Genomic DNA, 18,897 nt, shown 5'->3' with positions numbered 1-18,897 from the left:
ACCTTATAGGGCGTCTCCTTTAAGGTCTCGTTCCTGCAGAATTTTGACGATGAATTAGGCTGAGTTTAAGTTGTATAAAATTAACGAAATGTTTGAAACCATTCAAGGGGAAGGTGTGTTTACTGGCGTACCTTCTGTGTTTGTTCGTTTACAAGAGTGCCCTGTTGGCTGTGCTTGGTGTGACACTAAGCAAACATGGGACGCAACTCCTCAAGATGAAAGATCTCTTGATGAGGTTTTAGCGAAGACAGAAGACTCCCCAACTTGGTGTTCGGTGACGGCTGAAGACATTGTTAACGAATACAAAAATCAAGGCTATACGGCAAAACACATCGTCATTACCGGTGGTGAGCCATGTATTTATGACCTGACGCTTCTGACTCAAGCATTTGAAAATAATGGCTGCAAATGTCAGATCGAAACCAGTGGCACTTCAGAGGTTTGCGTAACGGATACAACCTGGGTGACAGTGTCACCTAAGGTGGCAATGAAAGGCAAGTTACCAGTTCTAGACTCTGCACTATTGCGTGCGAATGAAATTAAACACCCAGTCGCGACTCAAAAAGACATCGATCAATTAGATGAACTGCTTACTAGAGCAGGTGTATCGGAAGAAACTACGATCGCACTGCAACCTATTAGTCAGAAACCGCGCGCTACTCAATTATGTATTGATGTCTGTGTTGCTAGGAACTGGCGCTTATCAATTCAAACTCATAAATATCTAAGCATTGCGTAAAGGAACTCATTATGAAAAAAGCGGTTGTTGTATTTAGTGGTGGACAAGACTCTACAACTTGTCTGGTACAAGCAATTAAACATTTTGATGAAGTTCATGCCATTACGTTTGATTATGGCCAGCGCCACAAACTAGAAATCGAAGTGGCGCAAAGTTTAGCGAATGAACTTGGCGTTAAAGCGCATAAAACTATGGATGTTGGGCTGCTCAATGAACTGGCTATTAGCTCTTTGACTCGTGATGATATTCCGGTTTCTCATGAGCTACAGGAAAACGGCCTGCCTAACTCATTTGTTCCAGGGCGCAACATCTTGTTTTTGACTCTCGCGGGAATTTACGCCTATCAAATCGGTGCGCAGACAGTCATTACAGGTGTATGTGAAACCGACTTCTCTGGCTACCCGGATTGCCGAAATGATTTTGTGAAAGCGATGAATAACGCTTTGGTCCAAGGTATGGATCGCCCATTAGAGATCTCTACACCATTAATGTGGCTGAACAAAGCGGAAACATGGGCATTGGCAGACCAATATGATGCACTGCAACTGGTAAGAGAGAAAACCCTGACATGCTACAACGGCATCATTGGTGATGGTTGTGGAGATTGTCCGTCTTGCGAACTAAGAAAAGTAGGGCTTAATGACTATCTTGCTGACCGCAAAAATATCATGGCTGAATTGGTACGTAAGCAGAGCTCGGTAGATAAATAGGCTCGTCCTATATTTACCAAAAATGCACTCGCCTCAGAAGCGAATGCCTGTGGGACGAGTAGTTAGAGCGTCTTAAACCTGAGTGGAATAAATGCGCCTGAAGGCGCACTTTTTAATAAGGCTAGGCTAAATACATCTTAGCCAGATCTGATGGTTCCATCTCTCTACCGTCAAGTTGATCATTCCAGTTCGTCCCAACTAGAACACCATCTTCTGCAAGGGTTAACAGCCAATCTTCAACAAAGATATCTAGAGGAATTTCAAGAATTTCAAAATCCGCCCACTCCTCAACATTGTGAGTTTCCGCATCTTCTTTAGAAGACCAGAAAGGCATAACTTCGCTGTTTTCAAACTCTGTAGAGTCGCAAGACAGCCAGCCTTCTTCATTGCGCATTCCCCAAACTAATTTGGATTGCTTCGTTTCAGCAACGAATAGTTCGAGGTTTGCCTGAATATCAGAAGTTAATTTGCTCATTGGTTTCATCTCATAGGTGGATTCGCAGCTAGGTTAACACTCATAGTTAAAAAGCCAAATAAAAAAGGGAGCCAAGCTCCCTTTTTCGAATCAATGTGGCTATTTTTTAATCTTGGTAAAAATGGACCATTCTTCTTTAACGTTACCTTTGTGACCGATAACCGTAGCAACTACCTTGCGGTTCTTGGCATGGCTGACTTCATCAGTGCCTGTTTCACTTAGGTTGGTGTCACCAAAGCCAACGATACGAACCCGGTTAGAATCAATGCCATTGGATAGCAGTGCGTGTTCAACAGAGATAGCGCGGCGTTTGGACAAAGCCATATTGTACTCATGCTGACCAACTTTGCTCGCGTAGCCCTGAAGTTCGATAGAAGTAGAAGGGTAGCTCTTAAGGAAGTCAGCCATCTCACGAATCTGCGCAAGGAACACTGGCTGAATTTCGTCGGAATCGTTGGCAAACAGGATATGTAAGCTCATCTCTTCTTGTGTCTTGACGTAAGTACCACAGCCATCGTTGTCTATTTCGGCATTGAGCGGTGTCTGTGGACATAAATCCCGAGCATTGATAACACCATCTTTATCTTCATCAAGAAGATCGTCGACCTGATTTGGTGTAGGAGTGTCGATATACTGGTACACATCTTCAGCTTTCAGTGGTGCTGCGAATACGGTAGCCGCGATAATCATAGTTAGGAGTGATTTATTCATATCAGTATTCTACCTTTTCGTTCCACTCTTGAGGTGTATCAACGCGCAGTGCAGCAAGCAAATTACCTGTTGCGTTCATAACACGATACTTAGCGTACTGCTCGTCGTATTTTGCGTCTAAATAGCCTTTACGAGCTTCGAACAATTCGTTTTCTGTGTTCAAAAGATCGAGCAGAGTACGTTTACCAATCTTATATTGTTTCTCGTAGGCAATAACCGTATCTGATGCCGAATCTACATGGTCCGCCAAGAAATCTTTTTGTTGAACAGTTAGATCTAACGCGCTCCAAGAGAGTCGCAAACCTTCTTCTACACTACGATAGGTGCGGTCACGGAAATCTTTTGCTTTATTAAGCTGATACGCCGCACTTTCTGTTCGATCTGAGTCTGAACCACCATTGTACAGGTTATAGCGCATGCGAAGCATCGCTGAAAACTCGTCACTCCCGCCTTCAATACCGCCTGCATCATCACGCCAAGTTTGGTTAGCTTCAATTGAAAGGGTTGGGTAGTTAACACCTTTAGTTTGATCATATTGAAAACGTGCTGAGTCAACGTCCGCTTGAGCGACTTTCACCACTGGGTGACTAGTAAATGCTGTATCGAGTGCTTCATCAACAGTAAAGGGGATTGCCGTTTGATCTGCGCGAGGGAAGGTTAGACCTTGCGGGGACTGACCGACTATACGTTTAAACTGGGTATGCACGTCAAAAAGGTTGTTTTGTGCTGCTAGTAAATTGCCGTGAGCTTTAGCTAAACGCGCTTCTACTTGGGATAGATCCGCTGTTGAACCAATACCTGAGTCCACGCGTTTCTTAATATCGGAGTAGATTTCTTTATGAACCGTAAGATTACTTTCGGAAAGCGCCAACACTTCATAAGCTTTGGTTGCGTCCAAGTAAATCTTTGTTACCTGCAGCGCGATGTCCTGAGCGTCTGACATTAATTGGAAACGAACCGATTCAGCATCAGCTGCTGTCCTATCCATGTCATTGAGCGTCGCCGAACCATCCCACAGCAGCTGTGTAAGCGTTAACGTGGCTTCCTTTCGAGTAAGTTCGTTTTCTGTGCCTGAAGCTAGGTCAACTGCTTCATAACCAATACCAGCATCTAAATCCAATTTAGGCATATAAGCCCCACCAGAGGCTTCGGCATCGAAATACTTACTTTTGAACTCATTATAAGAAGCTTTTATTTCTGGGTTGGTCGTAATAGTAAAGGCGACGGCTTGTTCTAATGTTTGACTGTGTGCAGGAAAGCTAAGTGCAACCGCGCAACTTAGTACTTTCAACTTATTCCAATTCACTCTGACTCTCCTCGAAAGTGCTCGTAGGTGAGGATATTACTCAATAAAATCGTCTCAAAAATGAGATATATCCATCATTAGCGCCAATAAAATAACACTATTGGAAGTATAAAACTAATCAATTTGACAATTAAGTTGTTGTTAAACTGTTAAATATGACCTGGAACTAATTCAAGCAAATAGGCGCGATTAAAGGTACGCCATACTTAATTTTGTTGGCTAAAATCGAGATCTTAGTTCAGTTTCTTAAGGCTAAAAATGCAACTTGGGTCGTGTTTGTAGCGCCTTTTGTTCAAAAAACAGGTTTAGGAAAGATATGAAAAATGATAATTTATACAGAGTGTGAATTTATATTTTGCCAATTATTTGTCACTGGCAATATAACAAAAGAAAGCAGTCAAGGATTAAGGACTTAAAATATGGGTTTTGGTACTTACGTAGCAATGGGTAATCTTGCAGCCAACCAAATTATCGTCATTGATGTAAACGGTAATGTAAGGGTTCTAATCGAAGGTGAACTACCTAGGCCTGGTGAGGTTATCGTTCAATCGAATTCAGATGCGACAGATAACAGCAGACAATTACAAGTGGAGCTCGTTGATCAAGGCGGAGCGCCTCAGGACATTAGCGCTGAAATCGAAGATATATTTGCTGCTTTAGAAGAAGGCCAAGACCCAACTGAATTAGGTGAAGACTTCGCGACTGCTGCCGGGGGACAAACAGGTTCAAGTCTTGCTGCAAGTGCATCTGTAACGCGTGATGGTACAGAAACTATCGCAAGTACCAACTTTACAACTGAAGGTTTTCAATCCTTAGGCCTTTCGGAAACACAAAGCCTTTCCCTACTCGAGCAGTTCCGTTTGTTTGAACCTGTCTTCGTCGACGTTAACAACGACCCACTGGGTGAAAGTATTGCGGTAACTACAGATGAAGATACTGCCATTAGTGGTGCCTTAACTGCTACCGATCAAAATCCAACAGATACGTTAACTTTCTCCCAAGCCTCTGTTCCCTCAAATGGTACGGCAACTGTAAACCCTGACGGCACGTGGACGTATACACCAAACACAAACTTTGATGGTGACGATAGCTTCACTGTTACTGTGGACGATGGTAATGGTGGAACCGATACTCTGGTTGTCAATGTCACAGTTACGCCTATCCCAGAAATCACTGTTAGTGGAGGAGGTGACGTAAGTGAAGGCAGTGATGCTACCTACACAATTAGTTATGATAAACCATCTACCCAAGATACGACGTTACGATTAACTAATCAGTTAAACACCGCCGAAAGCGACGATGTTGGTTCTATTCAAGTTCAAACTTCTACCGGCCAAACTCTAACGGTTAACGCTGATGGTACAGTAACAGTTCCAGCGGGTACCACTTCTCTCACTGTAACAATTCCAACGACGCAAGATGATATCTATGAAGGTGATGAGTCTTTCACTCTCAATGTTGAGTCAGTTTCTGGATTAGTGGGAAGCGGGGCTGGTCAGTCGACCATCACCGATGGTGGTGAGAACGGTGGCGACGACGATCGTCCGAGCGTGAGCATCACAGAAACCGTGAGCGTGAGTGAAGGCTCAGCGGCCGAGTTCACAGTGAGCCTAGATAAGGCGGCGGACACGGCAGTGACGGTGAACCTGACGAGCTCAACGGCAGGCGCTAATACAGCGGAATCGGACGACATCGGTAACATGGTAGTGACGTTGGCAGATGGTGTGACGGTAGTGACCCCGAACGCAGACGGCAGCTACACAATCCCAGCGGGTCAGACCGAGCTGAAAGTGAGCGTGGCGACCACTCAGGATGACGTGTACGAAGGCAACGAGACGTTCAGCGTGAGCGTTGAGGGCGCATCTGGCGCGACAGGCACAGACACAGGCACGGCGACCATCACCGATGGTGGTGAGAACGGTGGCGACGACGATCGTCCGAGCGTGAGCATCACAGAAACCGTGAGCGTGAGTGAAGGCTCAGCGGCCGAGTTCACAGTGAGCCTAGATAAGGCGGCGGACACGGCAGTGACGGTGAACCTGACGAGCTCAACGGCAGGCGCTAATACAGCGGAATCGGACGACATCGGTAACATGGTAGTGACGTTGGCAGATGGTGTGACGGTAGTGACCCCGAACGCAGACGGCAGCTACACAATCCCAGCGGGTCAGACCGAGCTGAAAGTGAGCGTGGCGACCACTCAGGATGACGTGTACGAAGGCAACGAGACGTTCAGCGTGAGCGTTGAGGGCGCATCTGGCGCGACAGGCACAGACACAGGCACGGCGACCATCAAAGACGATGACGCGCCAGCGGAAATATCTGCAGTAACAAACTCTCGCGTTTCTGAAGAAGGGCTTACGAATGCAAATGTCGATACTGATGGAAATACAGATACGACAAACAGTAAAACAGCATCAGGTACATTTGTTGTAAGCGATGTCGACAGCTCATCTGTGTCAGTGTCACTAGAGTCGAGTTCTTCACTTAGCTCAAACGGCCAGACAATTTCTTGGAGCTGGGATAGTAGTTCGAAAACGCTAACTGGTTCGACAACTGCCGGACTAGCGGTAATTCAGGTAGCTCTCACTGAACCTAGTACATCTGGGTTAGGTGAATGGGATTACAATGTAACATTACTTGCTCCAGTTGATCACCCAGTGACAACTGAAGAAGACAATATCAATATTGAACTTGGCATTGTTGTGAATGACGGCACTTCGGTGACTAAATCGTCGATCCCGTTGAGCATCGAAGATGACTCTCCAGTAATCAGTGATTCAACACCAGTAATGGTAACGGTATCAAACGTGCCGGATGTACTGGTTGGTAAAGTTGATTTTTCAGGGGCTGGCGATCATCAATCAATTTCAATCGGCGGCGTAACGGTTGAGGCTCAAGGTTTTGTTTCTTCTAGTTCTGCTCAGCTAGGTGATGCTTTGGTCAACCAATCTTCTTCAGGGATTGGTGTTCACAGTAGTGTTGACTTCAGCCACCCATTGAATAACGAAGTCGACTACCGTTATGCAAATGGTGAAGGCGTTTCCGAGCAATTAATCATTGATCTCGGAGACAAGGTAGCATTTGGTGCTTCAATAGAATTCGCCAAAATGTATGGTGGAGAAAAAGAAACAGGAGTCGCGTATTTCTATCGTGATGGCGTGTTAATTGCGACCCAGCCATTTAGTTCTGATGCTGCTAGCGGTGATTATGCTAAGAACTTTAGTGTTACTGAGGGTGGCTTTGACAGAATTGTGTTAGAAGCGACAAGTAATGGTAATGGAGCAAACCACAGTGATAATAGCGACTTTACCGTTAAGTCAATTACTTTCTCAGGTTCCTCAGAAGCGCAACCTATTGCAAGCGCTGATGGTGTTGTCAACTTTGAATACGGCGCAGATGGCAAAGGTTCGATAGAGTTACTTGCAAGTGGCGAATCTCAATTACGTACAGCGGAAGGAAAGCTAGTTACACTTTCCATTGATTCATCTAATTCAAATCACCTATTAGCTCACGATAGCGACGGTAATTTAGTATTTGAAGTTCAGCTAACTCCTGCTACAGGTAAATGGGAGTACTTCCAGTACGAATCTATGCAGACTCCAATTGGTGATGGTGACATCGATCTTCAGGTTCGCGTTACTGATGCAGATGGGGACTTCTTGACTTCGAGTTTTGCAGTAGTTCCATATGCCCCACCATCAATTGGAGATGTACAGCTTACAGTGTCTGAGGAAGGCCTCCTAAACGGTATACTTGACGATGACGCTTTGGCTGGTAGCTCTGATACTACAAATAACCCGTCGGATAGTGATATTGTGCCTATGTCGAATGGTGTTACAGATGTTAGCTTAGGTATTCCGACGGGCTCTTACACTAGCGGTTCGAGTTCTATAACTTGGCAACTGTCTAATGATGCTAAGACGCTCGTAGGTAGTGCTCAAGGCTCTAAGGTTATAGAGGTATCAGTTGACAGTGTTGGTAACGTTTCGACAGTACTTTCTGGTCCAATAGATCACCCAAATAGTAATGGTGAAGATATCATCGGTATTGATGTTCCTCTTATCGCGGAAAACAGCTTAGGGCTAACGAGCAATGGCAAGGCTACGATCGTTATTGAGGATGATTCGCCAGAAGCTTCACGTGTTCATCATGATGTGGTTGCGGAAACTAAAGTTGGTGCGAATGTACAGCTTATTTTAGACGTTTCTGGATCAATGAAGGATGACGCAGGTAATGGAAAGTCAAGACTGCAAGTTATGAAAGAGTCAACGATTCAGATGTTGAATCAGTATCAAGCACTTGGTGAAACTAGAGTACAGATTGTTGCATTTTCTGATAATTATTACAGTAATCAGAGCCCTGCTAATTATACTGTATGGATGTCAGTTGCGTCAGCAATTACCTATGTCGAAGAACTACAAGCGGGCGGCGGTACCGATTACGATAGTGCAGTTTGGATTGCAAACCAAACATGGGATTCGTCGTCTGGTCGCTTGCCAAATGCAAGCAATGTGAGTTACTTCCTATCTGATGGGGAGCCAACAGGATCAGACCGCGGAAATTCAAATAGAATTAACCAGACTGAAGAAGGATGGTGGAAAACTCATCTCGAGCAGCACGATATTACGGCACAGTCTTATGGCATCGGTAATAATGCTCCTGCAGAATACCTAAACCCTGTATCCTATGATGGTCTGACCGAGCAGGATACGGATGCGATTATTGTCCCTGATGTTACACAGTTACCACCAGTGTTGTTGCAATCGTTGATACAACCGATTGGCGGGAATTTGCTTTCTAATACCCAAGGTGCTGATGAACCCGTTATTAGCCAGATCATTATTGACGGTGTAACGTTCAACTTCAACGGTAGTGATATTTCTTCAACCCTAACCAATGCTGATATTTCTCATACTTTTAATAGTCAGACGAACACCTTAACTATTTACATAGACTCGAAACATAGCTTAGTGATTGACCTAGATGACGGCGGCTATCAGTTCTTCGGTGCGGCAGGTACTAAGCCAGTCGAATTAGACTTCTACTATACGATCACTGATTCTGATGGTGATAGTAGCGCTAGCTTACTTTCATTCGAAATTGATGGTGTAAATGTTGTTCCTGATATTAAATCTGAAGGGGATATTGTTGACCACGTTAGATTGGATCATTACAGCACCTCTCATGAGAAATTGCTCTGGTCACAAAATCCAGCAGGTGCAGATAACCAGATAGTCGATGGTCACAAAGATGGCCTTGTTGTCGATGTTGGTGCTGCCGGGGATGATGTGTTCCTTGGCGAAGGGAATGACACCCTGTATTTGGGTGACAGTCATGCTTCTCTCGACAATAATGCTAATTCTACAGCAAGTATTAACGCTGCTAACAATGACATGAAAACGTTTATGTCTGGTGGGGATTTAGAACATCTTCAGAACCCTTCAGATGAAAACAGCGCTCTGACTAGCTCACAGTTTAGCAGTGCACATATTGATGTTGGCCATAGTGGAGCTGGTAGCGATCATGTGTATGGTCAAGGTGGTGTCGATATTATCTATGGTGCGTCAGGTAATGATGTATTGGATGGTGGCGAAGGCAATGATGGCCTAAGAGGTGGTTCTGGTGAAGACCGCTTAATAGGAGGAGCTGGAGAAGACATCCTAATTGGTGGTTTGGGTGATGATATCTTAACTGGTGGTGTTGATGATGACATCTTTAAGTTTGTTGACCAAGATCATACTAACTCTGAGATCGATATTAGAGATGGTGAAAGAGATATTATTACTGACTTTACTAAAGGTGAAGATAAGATTGATATCTCAGAAATACTTCATACTGATGCCAATGATACGGTAGACAGCCTGCTTCAGGAGCATAAAATTGATATCGCTATCGAAGGTAGTGACAACTTAGCAACAGCAGACCTTAAGTTGACTATTTCTGATGGAAATAGTAGTCAAGAAGTCGTATTGCAAGATGCAGCTGCTCAATACAGTAGTTACATTTCAGATGGTTCAATAACTAACGCTAGCGCTATATTGAATGATTTGCTGAAAGTGCACGATACAACTAACTAGTAAAAAAGGGCCGAAAGGCCCTTTTTTAATAGCTATTAACTGCTAAGTGAAGTCAGATCACTTGTTATAAAGTCATCTATTTTTTTGGTTTTACAGCACCTTACAAGCAAAACCTTTGAGGTAGAAACCTTCCGGGTAGGCACTATCTGTCGGGTGGTCGGCTGCTTGTTCAAAGCGTTCAATAAATTTAACTTGGCGGCCAGAATCAACCGCAGCGTCTGCGATTACTTTCTGGAATAACTCGCCACTCATTAAACCTGAGCAAGAGTAGGTGAGCAGTGTTCCACCAGGTTTCAATATTTGCATCGCTAACATGTTGATATCTTTGTAGCCATTTGCGCCAGACGTTAAGTTGTTTTTGCTTGAAACAAACTTAGGTGGGTCCATGATTACGACGTCAAATTTAGTGCCTTGATCGCGGTACTCACGCAGCAGTTTAAATACATCGGCGTTGAGGAAAACTGCGCGTTTCTTAGAAATGTCGAACTCGTTTAGCTCTGCATTATACTTAGCCGTATCGAGTGCAGGTTGAGAGACATCGGCATTGATAACGCGCTTCGCTCCACCTTTTAGAGAATACAGACCAAAGCCACCAGTGTATGAGAAGCAATTAAGGACTTCTTTATCTTTCACATATTTCATTGCTTGTTGGCGGCTGTCACGTTGGTCAAGGTAGAAACCTGTTTTGTGGCCACCAACGATATCAACACTGATCTTCACGCCGTTCTCTTCAATGACTACTGACTTTGGTGGCTCTTGGCCGTGAAGAACTCCAGTAGTTTCCTCTAGGCCTTCTTTTCTGCGTACCGCTACATCAGAGCGCTCGTACACATTACACTCAGGGAAGCACTCAACAAGTGCAGCAACTAATGTCTGTTTATGAAACTCCGCACCAGCACTAAGGAGTTGGCACACTAAGTAATCTTGGTACTTATCGATAGTGATACCAGGTAAGCCATCTGATTCGGCGGCAATCAGACGATAACCCGTGAGTCCATCGCGCACGATAATATCTTCGCGCAGTAGCTGAGCATCTTGAATACGTTTGGTAAAAAACGCTTTGTCGATTGACTCCTTTTCGAAACTCCATACACGAGCGCGAATCTGTGAGTTAGGTGAGTATGCTGCCTTAGCTAGCCATTTACCGTCATGAGAGAAAACGTCTACCGTTTCTCCTAATTTGGGTTCGCCTTCAACTTTATGTATTCCACGAGAGAATACCCATGGGTGCTTGCGGCGAAGGGATTTGTCGCGTCCTTTGACTAGATAAATAGCTGGAGTCATTGGTTTACTCGATTGTTTTTTGTAAGGTGGGGTATTTTCTAGGATGTGTTTTTGAAAAGCAAATAAAAGAGCCGCGCAAGGCGGCTCGGAGTTAAGCTTTAAGGCCCGTAAGCAGGGCTTCCATTTGATCGCTTTGATTTCGTAGCTGAGCGATGTTGGAATTTGTCGCATTAATCATATCGCAGACACTATCAGACTGAACTCGAATATCTTCAACACTTGCGGCTATATTGTCGGCAACAACACCTTGTTCTTCGGCAGCAGTTGCAATTTGAATGCTACTATCTGAAATAGATTGGTTCTTCTCGGCGAGAGCTCCAATTTCAATATCAACTTCAGACATACGTTGTTGACCTTCAGATGCATTGATTACCGTTGTCTCCATTAACTGAGTCAGCGATTGACTGTTACGCTGTAGCGCTTCAATCATAGTTTGAATCTCAACGGTTGCTTGCTGAGTACGACCCGCAAGGGCCCTAACTTCATCGGCTACTACGGCAAAGCCACGTCCTTGTTCACCAGCGCGTGCCGCTTCGATAGCAGCGTTAAGGGCAAGTAGATTAGTTTGTTCCGAAATGCCGTTGATGGTTGTGACAACTTCATCAATTTGAGCTGCGTTGGCATCTAGCTCCGCTACAGCTTCAGAAGCCGATTGAATCTCTTGTGACAGAGTAGAGATAGAAGTCAAAGTATGGCCTACTTTAGTTTGCCCCTCAGTGGCAACGCTACGAGCATCTTCGGTTTGAGTACTCGATTCGTGGGCGAGGTTAGCCACTTCTCTAATCGTCGAGGCCATTTGTTCAGTCGCACTAGCAAGTGAATTTAGATGCTCTTGCTGCGAGCCAGAAACTTCGGCGCTCTGTTGATTAGACAGGTTTAAGTCTGAACTAATTTGCTGCATTAACGCGATAGACTCTTGAATAGAAATCACCATGTTCTGCTCACGCTCAGCGACTTTGTCGATGGTAATGGCAATTTCACTAAATTCATCTCTGACCTTAAAGAAGTTCATACGGCTAGTTAAGTCACCATCTGATAAGGTAGTCAATGCTTTATTCATGGTAAACATAGCGCCACCAATAAAGGTCATGATGTAGTAAACACCTAATGCAATGAGTGACAATGTCACCAAAATGATAGCAACATGGGTAGTAGACATTGCTGACCAGAGATTTTGCTCATGGATAGCGGCTAAGCTAAAGGCTCCGCTGTTGACGCTAACAGCACCGTCACCTGCGCCAAACTGAATAGTCTCTGAACCCTTGATGATATTGGCGACTTGTTCTTGCGAAAGGTTTCCAGCTTCGATTAAATCGCGCATGAGAACGAGTTCATCCTGATAGAGGTGGTGGAGCATCTTATCGGCACTGTTATCGAGAACGAGAGTTAAAATGATTAAAGCGATAACGGGCAGTAAGAAAAGCAGATAGAACTTCTCTTGAATTTTTAGATGAATGAGATATTTATCAATCCAGCGAAAAGGTATTTCTTTCATAATTAGTATGTCCAATGAAGAGACCCATATATCCATTATGGGCTAGAATATTACCTGCTCAATATATCATTGACTCAATAACAGAGGTACACAGAATGGATCAAAGTTGTGAGAGGTTCACAGTATCCGGTATTGTCCAAGGTGTGGGGTTTCGCTATCACACCTCATATCAGGGCCTTAAAATTGACACTACAGGATATGCTAAGAATTTAGAAAACGGTGATGTGGAAGTTGTCGTTTGTGGGAGCACGGCTCAAATTGAAATGATGGCTAAATGGTTAGAGCAAGGGCCAAGAAGTGCGAGAGTAGATAGCCTCCATCGTGAATCGATACCTTACAAACCGTATAAAGGATTTAAGATCCTGTAGCCGATACTACAGGAGTTCATTGTTTATAAACATTTAGCTGGCTTTGGCAAGCCGGCCAGTTTGGTGGCTTGTTTTGCAGGTCCTTGCTTAAAGAGTTTAAACAGGTACTTACTGTTGCCCTTTTCTGGGCCGTGCGCTTTTTCCATCGCTTTGACTAACATGCGAACCGCTGGAGAGGTGTTGAACTCTTCGTAAAAATCACGAACAAAATGAACCACTTCTAAGTGTGCTTCAGTGAGTTCGATGCCTTCTTGCTTCGCCAGTATTGAAATCATGCCTTCTTCCCACTCAGTATAATCCAATAGGTAGCCTTGCGCGTCAGTTTCGATTTGTTTGCCATTGTACTCAAACATCTTACGATCCTAATTTTTATGATATTCAATAGGGTAGCGCAGCATACATTGATTGAACAAGATAGCAAGAAAGAAAAAGCCCGAAAGGAGAGCCTTTCGGGCTTGAAAACTCTAACTAAGCTACCGCGAATTAGTCATCGTTCATGATGCCTAGAATGCTTAGTAGGCTGATGAAGATGTTGTAGATAGAGACATACAGAGTGATAGTTGCTGAGATGTAGTTAGACTCACCACCTCGGATAATTCCCTGAGTTGTCATCAGAATTGCCATTGTTGAGAAAACAATGAACAAACTGCTTAGCGCAAGATGTAGGATGGTCGATTGAATAAAGAAGCTTGCAATCATACCTACAACAAGAACCACAAACAGAGACAGCATTAAGCCACCCATCATAGATAGGTCACGTTTAGTTGTCAGAGCGTAAGCTGATGCCGCCATAAATGACAGAGCAGTGCCACCTAGAGCCATGAGTATCACATCACCCATACCAGCGCCAATGTATGCGTTTAGGATTGGACCGACTGTATAACCTAGGAAACCTGTAAATAGGAACGTAAACACTAGACCCATGCTATTGTTGCGGTTTTTCTCGGTTAGGAAAAGTAGGCCGTAGAAACCAACTAGCATGATGATGATTCCCGGACGAGGAAGGTTCATCGCCATGGAAACACCCGCAACAACTGCTGACCAGAGCAGTGTCATAGAAAGCAGAGCGTAGGTGTTACGCAATACTTTGTTGGTTTGTAGAGCACTTTCTTGGCTTGAAGTGCGTGTAAACATAGGACTGTTCATAATCTTCCTCGTAAGATTTTATGTTTATATCTACATTTATGAGGTTGAATGATCAAAAGATCAAGCCCCATGTAATGATGTAGTAGATAAAATAATAATAGAAATAAAAACTTATGTATTTTGAAATATGTAACACAATTTAACAACTAAAAAAGGGGCGACCTAAGTCACCCCTTTACGTATATCATAGTTTAGTGATGAAGAATTTGAGCCAAGAAGTTTTGCGTTCGGTCTGATTGAGGGTTTTCAAAGAAATCAACCGGGTTGTTTTCTTCGATTATTTCACCTGCATCCATAAAGATAACGCGGTCAGCAACTTCTTTAGCGAAGCCCATTTCGTGGGTTACACACAGCATCGTCATCCCTTCTTCTGCTAGTTCAACCATGACATCGAGTACTTCACGTACCATTTCTGGGTCGAGTGCAGATGTCGGCTCGTCGAACAACATCACTTGCGGATTCATACATAATGAACGTGCGATTGCGACACGTTGTTGCTGACCACCAGAAAGCTGGCCAGGGTATTTATCTGCTTGTTCTGGGATCTTCACACGCTCCAAATACTTCATCGCAATGGCTTCTGCTTCATCTTTAGGCATCTTTTTTACCCAAATTGGTGCCAGTGTACAGTTTTCAAGCACGGTTAGGTGGGGGAAGAGATTAAAGTGTTGGAAACACATGCCCACTTCGCGGCGAACGGCTTCAATGTTCTTAAGATCATCCGTTAGCTCATTGCCAGAAACGATGATTTGTCCTTTTTGATGTTCTTCTAGTCGGTTGATGCAGCGAATCATGGTTGACTTACCAGAACCAGAAGGGCCACAGATAACTATTTTTTCACCCTTCTTAACATCTAGGTTGATGTTTTTTAAGACGTGGAACTCACCGTACCACTTGTTCATATCCTTAAGTTGGATCATGTAATCTTGTTGTTGCGTCATAATACGTCCTTGAGCTTTCTGATTATCGTTTGTGACCGGTATGAAGTTTGTTTTCTAGCCATATCGAGTACCTCGACATGCCGAAACAAAATACCCAGAACACTAACGCGACAAATACATAACTTTCGGTAGCAAAACCTAACCATTCTGGGTCGGTGTTCGCTGCTTGGCCAATACCCAATACGTCAAACATACCAATAATCAGTACTAGACTGGTATCTTTAAATAGACCAATAAAGGTGTTTACAATGGACGGAATAGTAATCTTAAGCGCTTGAGGCAGAATAATTAATCCCATCTTTTTCCAATAAGTTAGGCCGAGAGCATCGGCTGCTTCATACTGCCCTTTTGGAATTGCTTGTAAGCCACCACGAACGACCTCTGCCATGTAGGCGGCACTAAACATGACTACACCAATCAGGGCGCGAATCAGTTTGTCTGTCTCTGATCCTTCCGCGAGAAACAGTGGCAACATCACCGATGCCATAAAGAGTACAGTGATAAGTGGAACACCACGCCAGACTTCGATGTAAACAGTACAGATGCTGCGAATAATAGGCATCTCTGAGCGGCGACCCAATGCTAAAGCGACACCGATTGGCAAAGATACAACGATACCGACAAGAGCGATGATTAATGTAACTAACAGTCCACCCCATTTATGGGTTTCGACTACTTCAAGGCCAAATACACCGCCATACAAAAGCGCAGCAATGATAAATGGATAGATGTTGACAAAGAACAGCCAAATCCATAGTCGTTTTGGCGTTTTTTCATACGCTAGCAATGCTGTAAAGATGGCTAGAGTAATGTAAAACAGACGTGGACGCCAAAGCTCTTCTTGAGGGTAGAAGCCATACATGAACTGTTCCCAGCGCACGCTGATAAATACCCAACAAGCCCCTTCGCGGCTACATGCATCGCGAGTTGAACCAACCCAATCAGCTTTTAAGAATGCCCAATCAAAGATGTTCCAAAGTAACATAAATGATAAATAGGCGAGAATGACGGTAACTACAGAGTTTACCGGGCCGTTAAATAGGTGTTTTCTTAGCCAACCTACTGCGCCAACCGTATTCGCTGGAGGTGGAAGGTCTGGCTGAAATTGATGTACTTTCATGCTATCTCTCCACTAAAGCAACTTTACGGTTGTAGATGTTCATCAATGCAGAGGTTAACAAACTCAACGTGAGGTAGACGCCCATTGTCATTGCAATGATCTCGATAGCTTGACCGGTCTGGTTGAGCGTTGTCCCAGCGAACACCGACACCAAATCTGGGTAACCAATTGCCATCGCAAGCGATGAGTTTTTGGTCAAGTTCAGATATTGGCTAGTGAGTGGAGGAATAATGATTCTTAGTGCTTGCGGAATAACCACAAGCTTTAACGTTCGAGAGCGAGGGAGACCTAGTGACATCGCGGCTTCCGTTTGGCCGTGATTTACTGCGTTAATTCCTGAACGTACGATCTCGGCGATAAATGAAGCGGTGTAGATACTTAGAGCGAGTAGAAGAGCCGCAAGCTCTGGGATGATACTTACACCACCGCGGAAGTTAAAGCCTTTGAGCTCTGGGTATTCCGCTGTAATTGGTGAGCCCATTAAGAAATAGACAACAACAGGCAAACCAACACATAATCCTAGCGCAATTCTGCCCATAGGCGTTTGCTGACCAGTTAGGCGTTGTTTGTTATTTGCCCAAATATTAATAAGTATCGTGGCGATAATGCCCACAACAAGTGTGCCGACCACAATAGATGAACCCGCTTCGAAAACTGGAGCAGGGAAGTATAGCCCTCTTACGTTTAGGAATATGGCTTCTCCAAGGCTTAAACTTTGCCTAGTTGAAGGGAGTGCTTGAAGCACCGCAAAATACCAAAAGAATATTTGCAGCAGAAGTGGTACGTTTCGGAATATCTCGATATAGACAGCAGCAAAACGACTAACCAACCAGTTAGACGATAAACGCGCAATGCCCATGACAAAACCGACTACGGTTGCCAAGATTATCCCAAAAAAAGACACTAAGGCCGTGTTTAACAGGCCGATGACAAATGTTCGACCGTAAGAATAAGTTTCATCGTATTCAATCAGCGTCAGGCCAATCCCAAAGCCAGCTTCTTGATCGAGAAATTCAAAACCCGTGGCGATACCGCGAGCTTCTAAGTTGGTGAGTGCATTATTGACAATGGTGTAAAAGAAAAAGACAAGCGCTGCTATCGCAATAATTTGGAAAACAACTGCTCGAAAGGTGGGATTGTAAATAAGGCTAGCGTTTGAACTCGGTCCGTTATCCGAATTCGCCGCAACATTAGTAGGTTTCATACAGCTATAACCTCAAATCCATTTTTTATAAAAAGGGCGGCCTAAACCGCCCAATTTTTTGTTTAGTAACTAGCTAATAATAGTTATTAACGGATTGGTGGAGCGTACATGAAGCCGCCGGCGTTCCATAGAGCGTTCACACCACGTGAAATTTGTAGTGGAGAACCTTCACCTACAGTACGTTCGAAACTTTCACCGTAGTTACCCACTTGTTTGATCACTTGGTAGCCCCAGTCATCGCGGATACCCAAACCTTTTCCTTTAGGGCCATCAACACCTAGGATACGCTTAATGTTTGGATCTTTGGACTTAAGCATTTCGTCAGCATTTTTAGAAGTAACACCGTATTCTTCGGCGTTAACCATAGCAGCAAGTGTCCATTTCGCAATGTTGAACCACTGGTCGTCACCTTGACGAACAACAGGGCCTAGAGGTTCTTTAGAAATGATTTCAGGAAGTACTTGCGCTGAAGAAGGATCTTGCAGGTTTAGACGAAGTGCATAAAGGCCAGATTGGTCAGTTGTCAGTACGTCACAACGGCCTGCATCGAAACCTTTTGAGGTTTGCGCTGCTGTATCAAATACCACTGGCTTATATGACATACCGCTGTTGCGGAAGTAATCAGCAAGGTTAAGTTCGGTTGTTGTACCAGATTGAACACAAACTGATGCACCGTCTAGCTCTTTGGCACTGGTTAGGCCAAGATCTTTCTTAACCATGAAACCTTGACCGTCGTAGTAGTTCACACCTACAAAGTTAAGGCCAAGTGCGGTATCGCGGTGAAGTGTCCATGTCGTATTACGAGATAGTACATCAATCTCACCAGATTGCAGGGCAGTGAAACGTTCTTTAGCTGTCAGAGGTACGTATTTTACTTTTGTTTTATCGCCTAATACTGCAGCTGCGAGACCTTGACAGTATTCTACGTCGATACCTTCCCATTCACCTTTTGAGTTCGGGTTAGAGAAACCTGGCAAGCCAGTACTTACACCACAAGTAATGAAACCTTGTTTAGTTACTTTATCCAGCGTGCTATCCGCTGCTGAAGCGCTGGTAGACATCAGTGCAGTAGATGCAGCTACAACTGAAGCAAGAAGTGTTAGTTTATGTGCCATTTGTATCCTTCCTGTATGATCCATGTTTGTTCAGGCTCACCCTGATATAACGATTAAAAAATGTTGCGTTTCATTAATTATTAGGTTGCTAGTGCTCGTAATCGAGTCTTAGTTAAATCAACCAGTTATAAGCGTAGGAAAGGATCTGCGATTTCTCAAATGTATAATTTCGAAAGATTTTTGATTAAACTCACAAACCCTGA

15 protein-coding genes are annotated in these 18,897 nt (G+C 44.1%); 4 read left to right on the top strand and 11 right to left on the bottom strand.

The window, feature by feature from the left end:
• The first annotated feature begins 88 nt into the window (after positions 1–88).
• A complete protein-coding gene (gene queE, locus APB76_RS20200; RefSeq protein WP_049844030.1) occupies positions 89–739 on the top strand; it encodes a 7-carboxy-7-deazaguanine synthase QueE in 651 nt (216 codons plus the stop codon).
• Positions 740–750: 11 nt separating this feature from the next.
• Entirely contained in the window at positions 751–1,449 is a 699-nt protein-coding gene (gene queC, locus APB76_RS20195) for a 7-cyano-7-deazaguanine synthase QueC (protein WP_054962456.1), read from the top strand.
• A 121-nt stretch (positions 1,450–1,570) separates the two neighbouring features.
• On the opposite strand, the gene APB76_RS20190 is transcribed toward queC, so the two are convergent.
• The 3 genes from APB76_RS20190 to APB76_RS20180 form a co-directional block, all read right to left on the bottom strand.
• Positions 1,571–1,924 (bottom strand): DUF2750 domain-containing protein, encoded by a 354-nt coding sequence (locus APB76_RS20190; RefSeq protein WP_049844032.1) that lies wholly within the window; start codon positions 1,922–1,924, stop codon positions 1,571–1,573.
• A 99-nt stretch (positions 1,925–2,023) separates the two neighbouring features.
• The gene (locus tag APB76_RS20185; RefSeq protein ID WP_054962455.1) at positions 2,024–2,635 is read right to left on the bottom strand and encodes an OmpA family protein; all 612 of its coding nucleotides are present in this window, start codon (positions 2,633–2,635) and stop codon (positions 2,024–2,026) included.
• Between the two features lies 1 nt (position 2,636).
• Entirely contained in the window at positions 2,637–3,941 is a 1,305-nt protein-coding gene (locus APB76_RS20180) for a TolC family outer membrane protein (RefSeq protein ID WP_049844034.1), read from the bottom strand.
• A 419-nt stretch (positions 3,942–4,360) separates the two neighbouring features.
• Here APB76_RS20180 and APB76_RS20175 point away from each other — a divergent pair, with 419 nt between their 5' ends.
• The gene (locus APB76_RS20175) at positions 4,361–10,021 is read left to right on the top strand and encodes an Ig-like domain-containing protein (RefSeq protein WP_054962454.1); all 5,661 of its coding nucleotides are present in this window, start codon (positions 4,361–4,363) and stop codon (positions 10,019–10,021) included.
• 90 nt (positions 10,022–10,111) lie between these two features.
• On the opposite strand, the gene APB76_RS20170 is transcribed toward APB76_RS20175, so the two are convergent.
• Together APB76_RS20170 and APB76_RS20165 are read right to left on the bottom strand one after the other, a co-directional pair.
• Positions 10,112–11,305, bottom strand: a complete 1,194-nt coding sequence (locus APB76_RS20170) for a class I SAM-dependent methyltransferase (protein WP_054962453.1) — start codon at positions 11,303–11,305, stop codon at positions 10,112–10,114.
• Positions 11,306–11,396: 91 nt separating this feature from the next.
• Positions 11,397–12,800, bottom strand: a complete 1,404-nt coding sequence (locus APB76_RS20165) for a methyl-accepting chemotaxis protein (protein ID WP_049844037.1) — start codon at positions 12,798–12,800, stop codon at positions 11,397–11,399.
• Between the two features lie 95 nt (positions 12,801–12,895).
• Between APB76_RS20165 and yccX the strand changes: the two genes are divergently transcribed.
• Positions 12,896–13,168, top strand: coding sequence for an acylphosphatase (gene yccX, locus APB76_RS20160; RefSeq protein ID WP_049844114.1), 273 nt, complete (start codon positions 12,896–12,898; stop codon positions 13,166–13,168).
• Between the two features lie 23 nt (positions 13,169–13,191).
• On the opposite strand, the gene APB76_RS20155 is transcribed toward yccX, so the two are convergent.
• From APB76_RS20155 to APB76_RS20130, 6 genes are all read right to left on the bottom strand, one after another.
• Positions 13,192–13,521, bottom strand: a complete 330-nt coding sequence (locus APB76_RS20155; protein WP_049844038.1) for a TusE/DsrC/DsvC family sulfur relay protein — start codon at positions 13,519–13,521, stop codon at positions 13,192–13,194.
• Positions 13,522–13,651: 130 nt separating this feature from the next.
• Positions 13,652–14,314 (bottom strand): Bax inhibitor-1/YccA family protein, encoded by a 663-nt coding sequence (locus APB76_RS20150; RefSeq protein WP_049844039.1) that lies wholly within the window; start codon positions 14,312–14,314, stop codon positions 13,652–13,654.
• A gap of 191 nt (positions 14,315–14,505) precedes the next feature.
• A complete protein-coding gene (locus APB76_RS20145; RefSeq protein WP_004749473.1) occupies positions 14,506–15,255 on the bottom strand; it encodes an amino acid ABC transporter ATP-binding protein in 750 nt (249 codons plus the stop codon).
• Positions 15,256–15,277: 22 nt separating this feature from the next.
• Positions 15,278–16,375 carry an amino acid ABC transporter permease gene (locus tag APB76_RS20140; protein ID WP_049844040.1) on the bottom strand — a complete coding sequence of 366 codons (1,098 nt, stop codon included), beginning with the start codon at positions 16,373–16,375 and terminating at the stop codon, positions 15,278–15,280.
• 1 nt (position 16,376) lies between these two features.
• Complete coding sequence (locus APB76_RS20135) at positions 16,377–17,579, bottom strand: amino acid ABC transporter permease (protein WP_054962452.1); 1,203 nt, start codon at positions 17,577–17,579, stop codon at positions 16,377–16,379.
• Between the two features lie 86 nt (positions 17,580–17,665).
• Complete coding sequence (locus APB76_RS20130) at positions 17,666–18,694, bottom strand: amino acid ABC transporter substrate-binding protein (RefSeq protein ID WP_049844042.1); 1,029 nt, start codon at positions 18,692–18,694, stop codon at positions 17,666–17,668.
• Positions 18,695–18,897 lie beyond the last annotated feature (203 nt).

The sequence above is a fragment of the Vibrio bivalvicida genome (assembly GCF_001399455.2).
GTDB lineage: Bacteria > Pseudomonadota > Gammaproteobacteria > Enterobacterales > Vibrionaceae > Vibrio > Vibrio bivalvicida.
The sequence above is the reverse complement of the archived record's forward strand: the minus strand, read 5'-3'. Positions and strand labels throughout refer to the sequence as shown.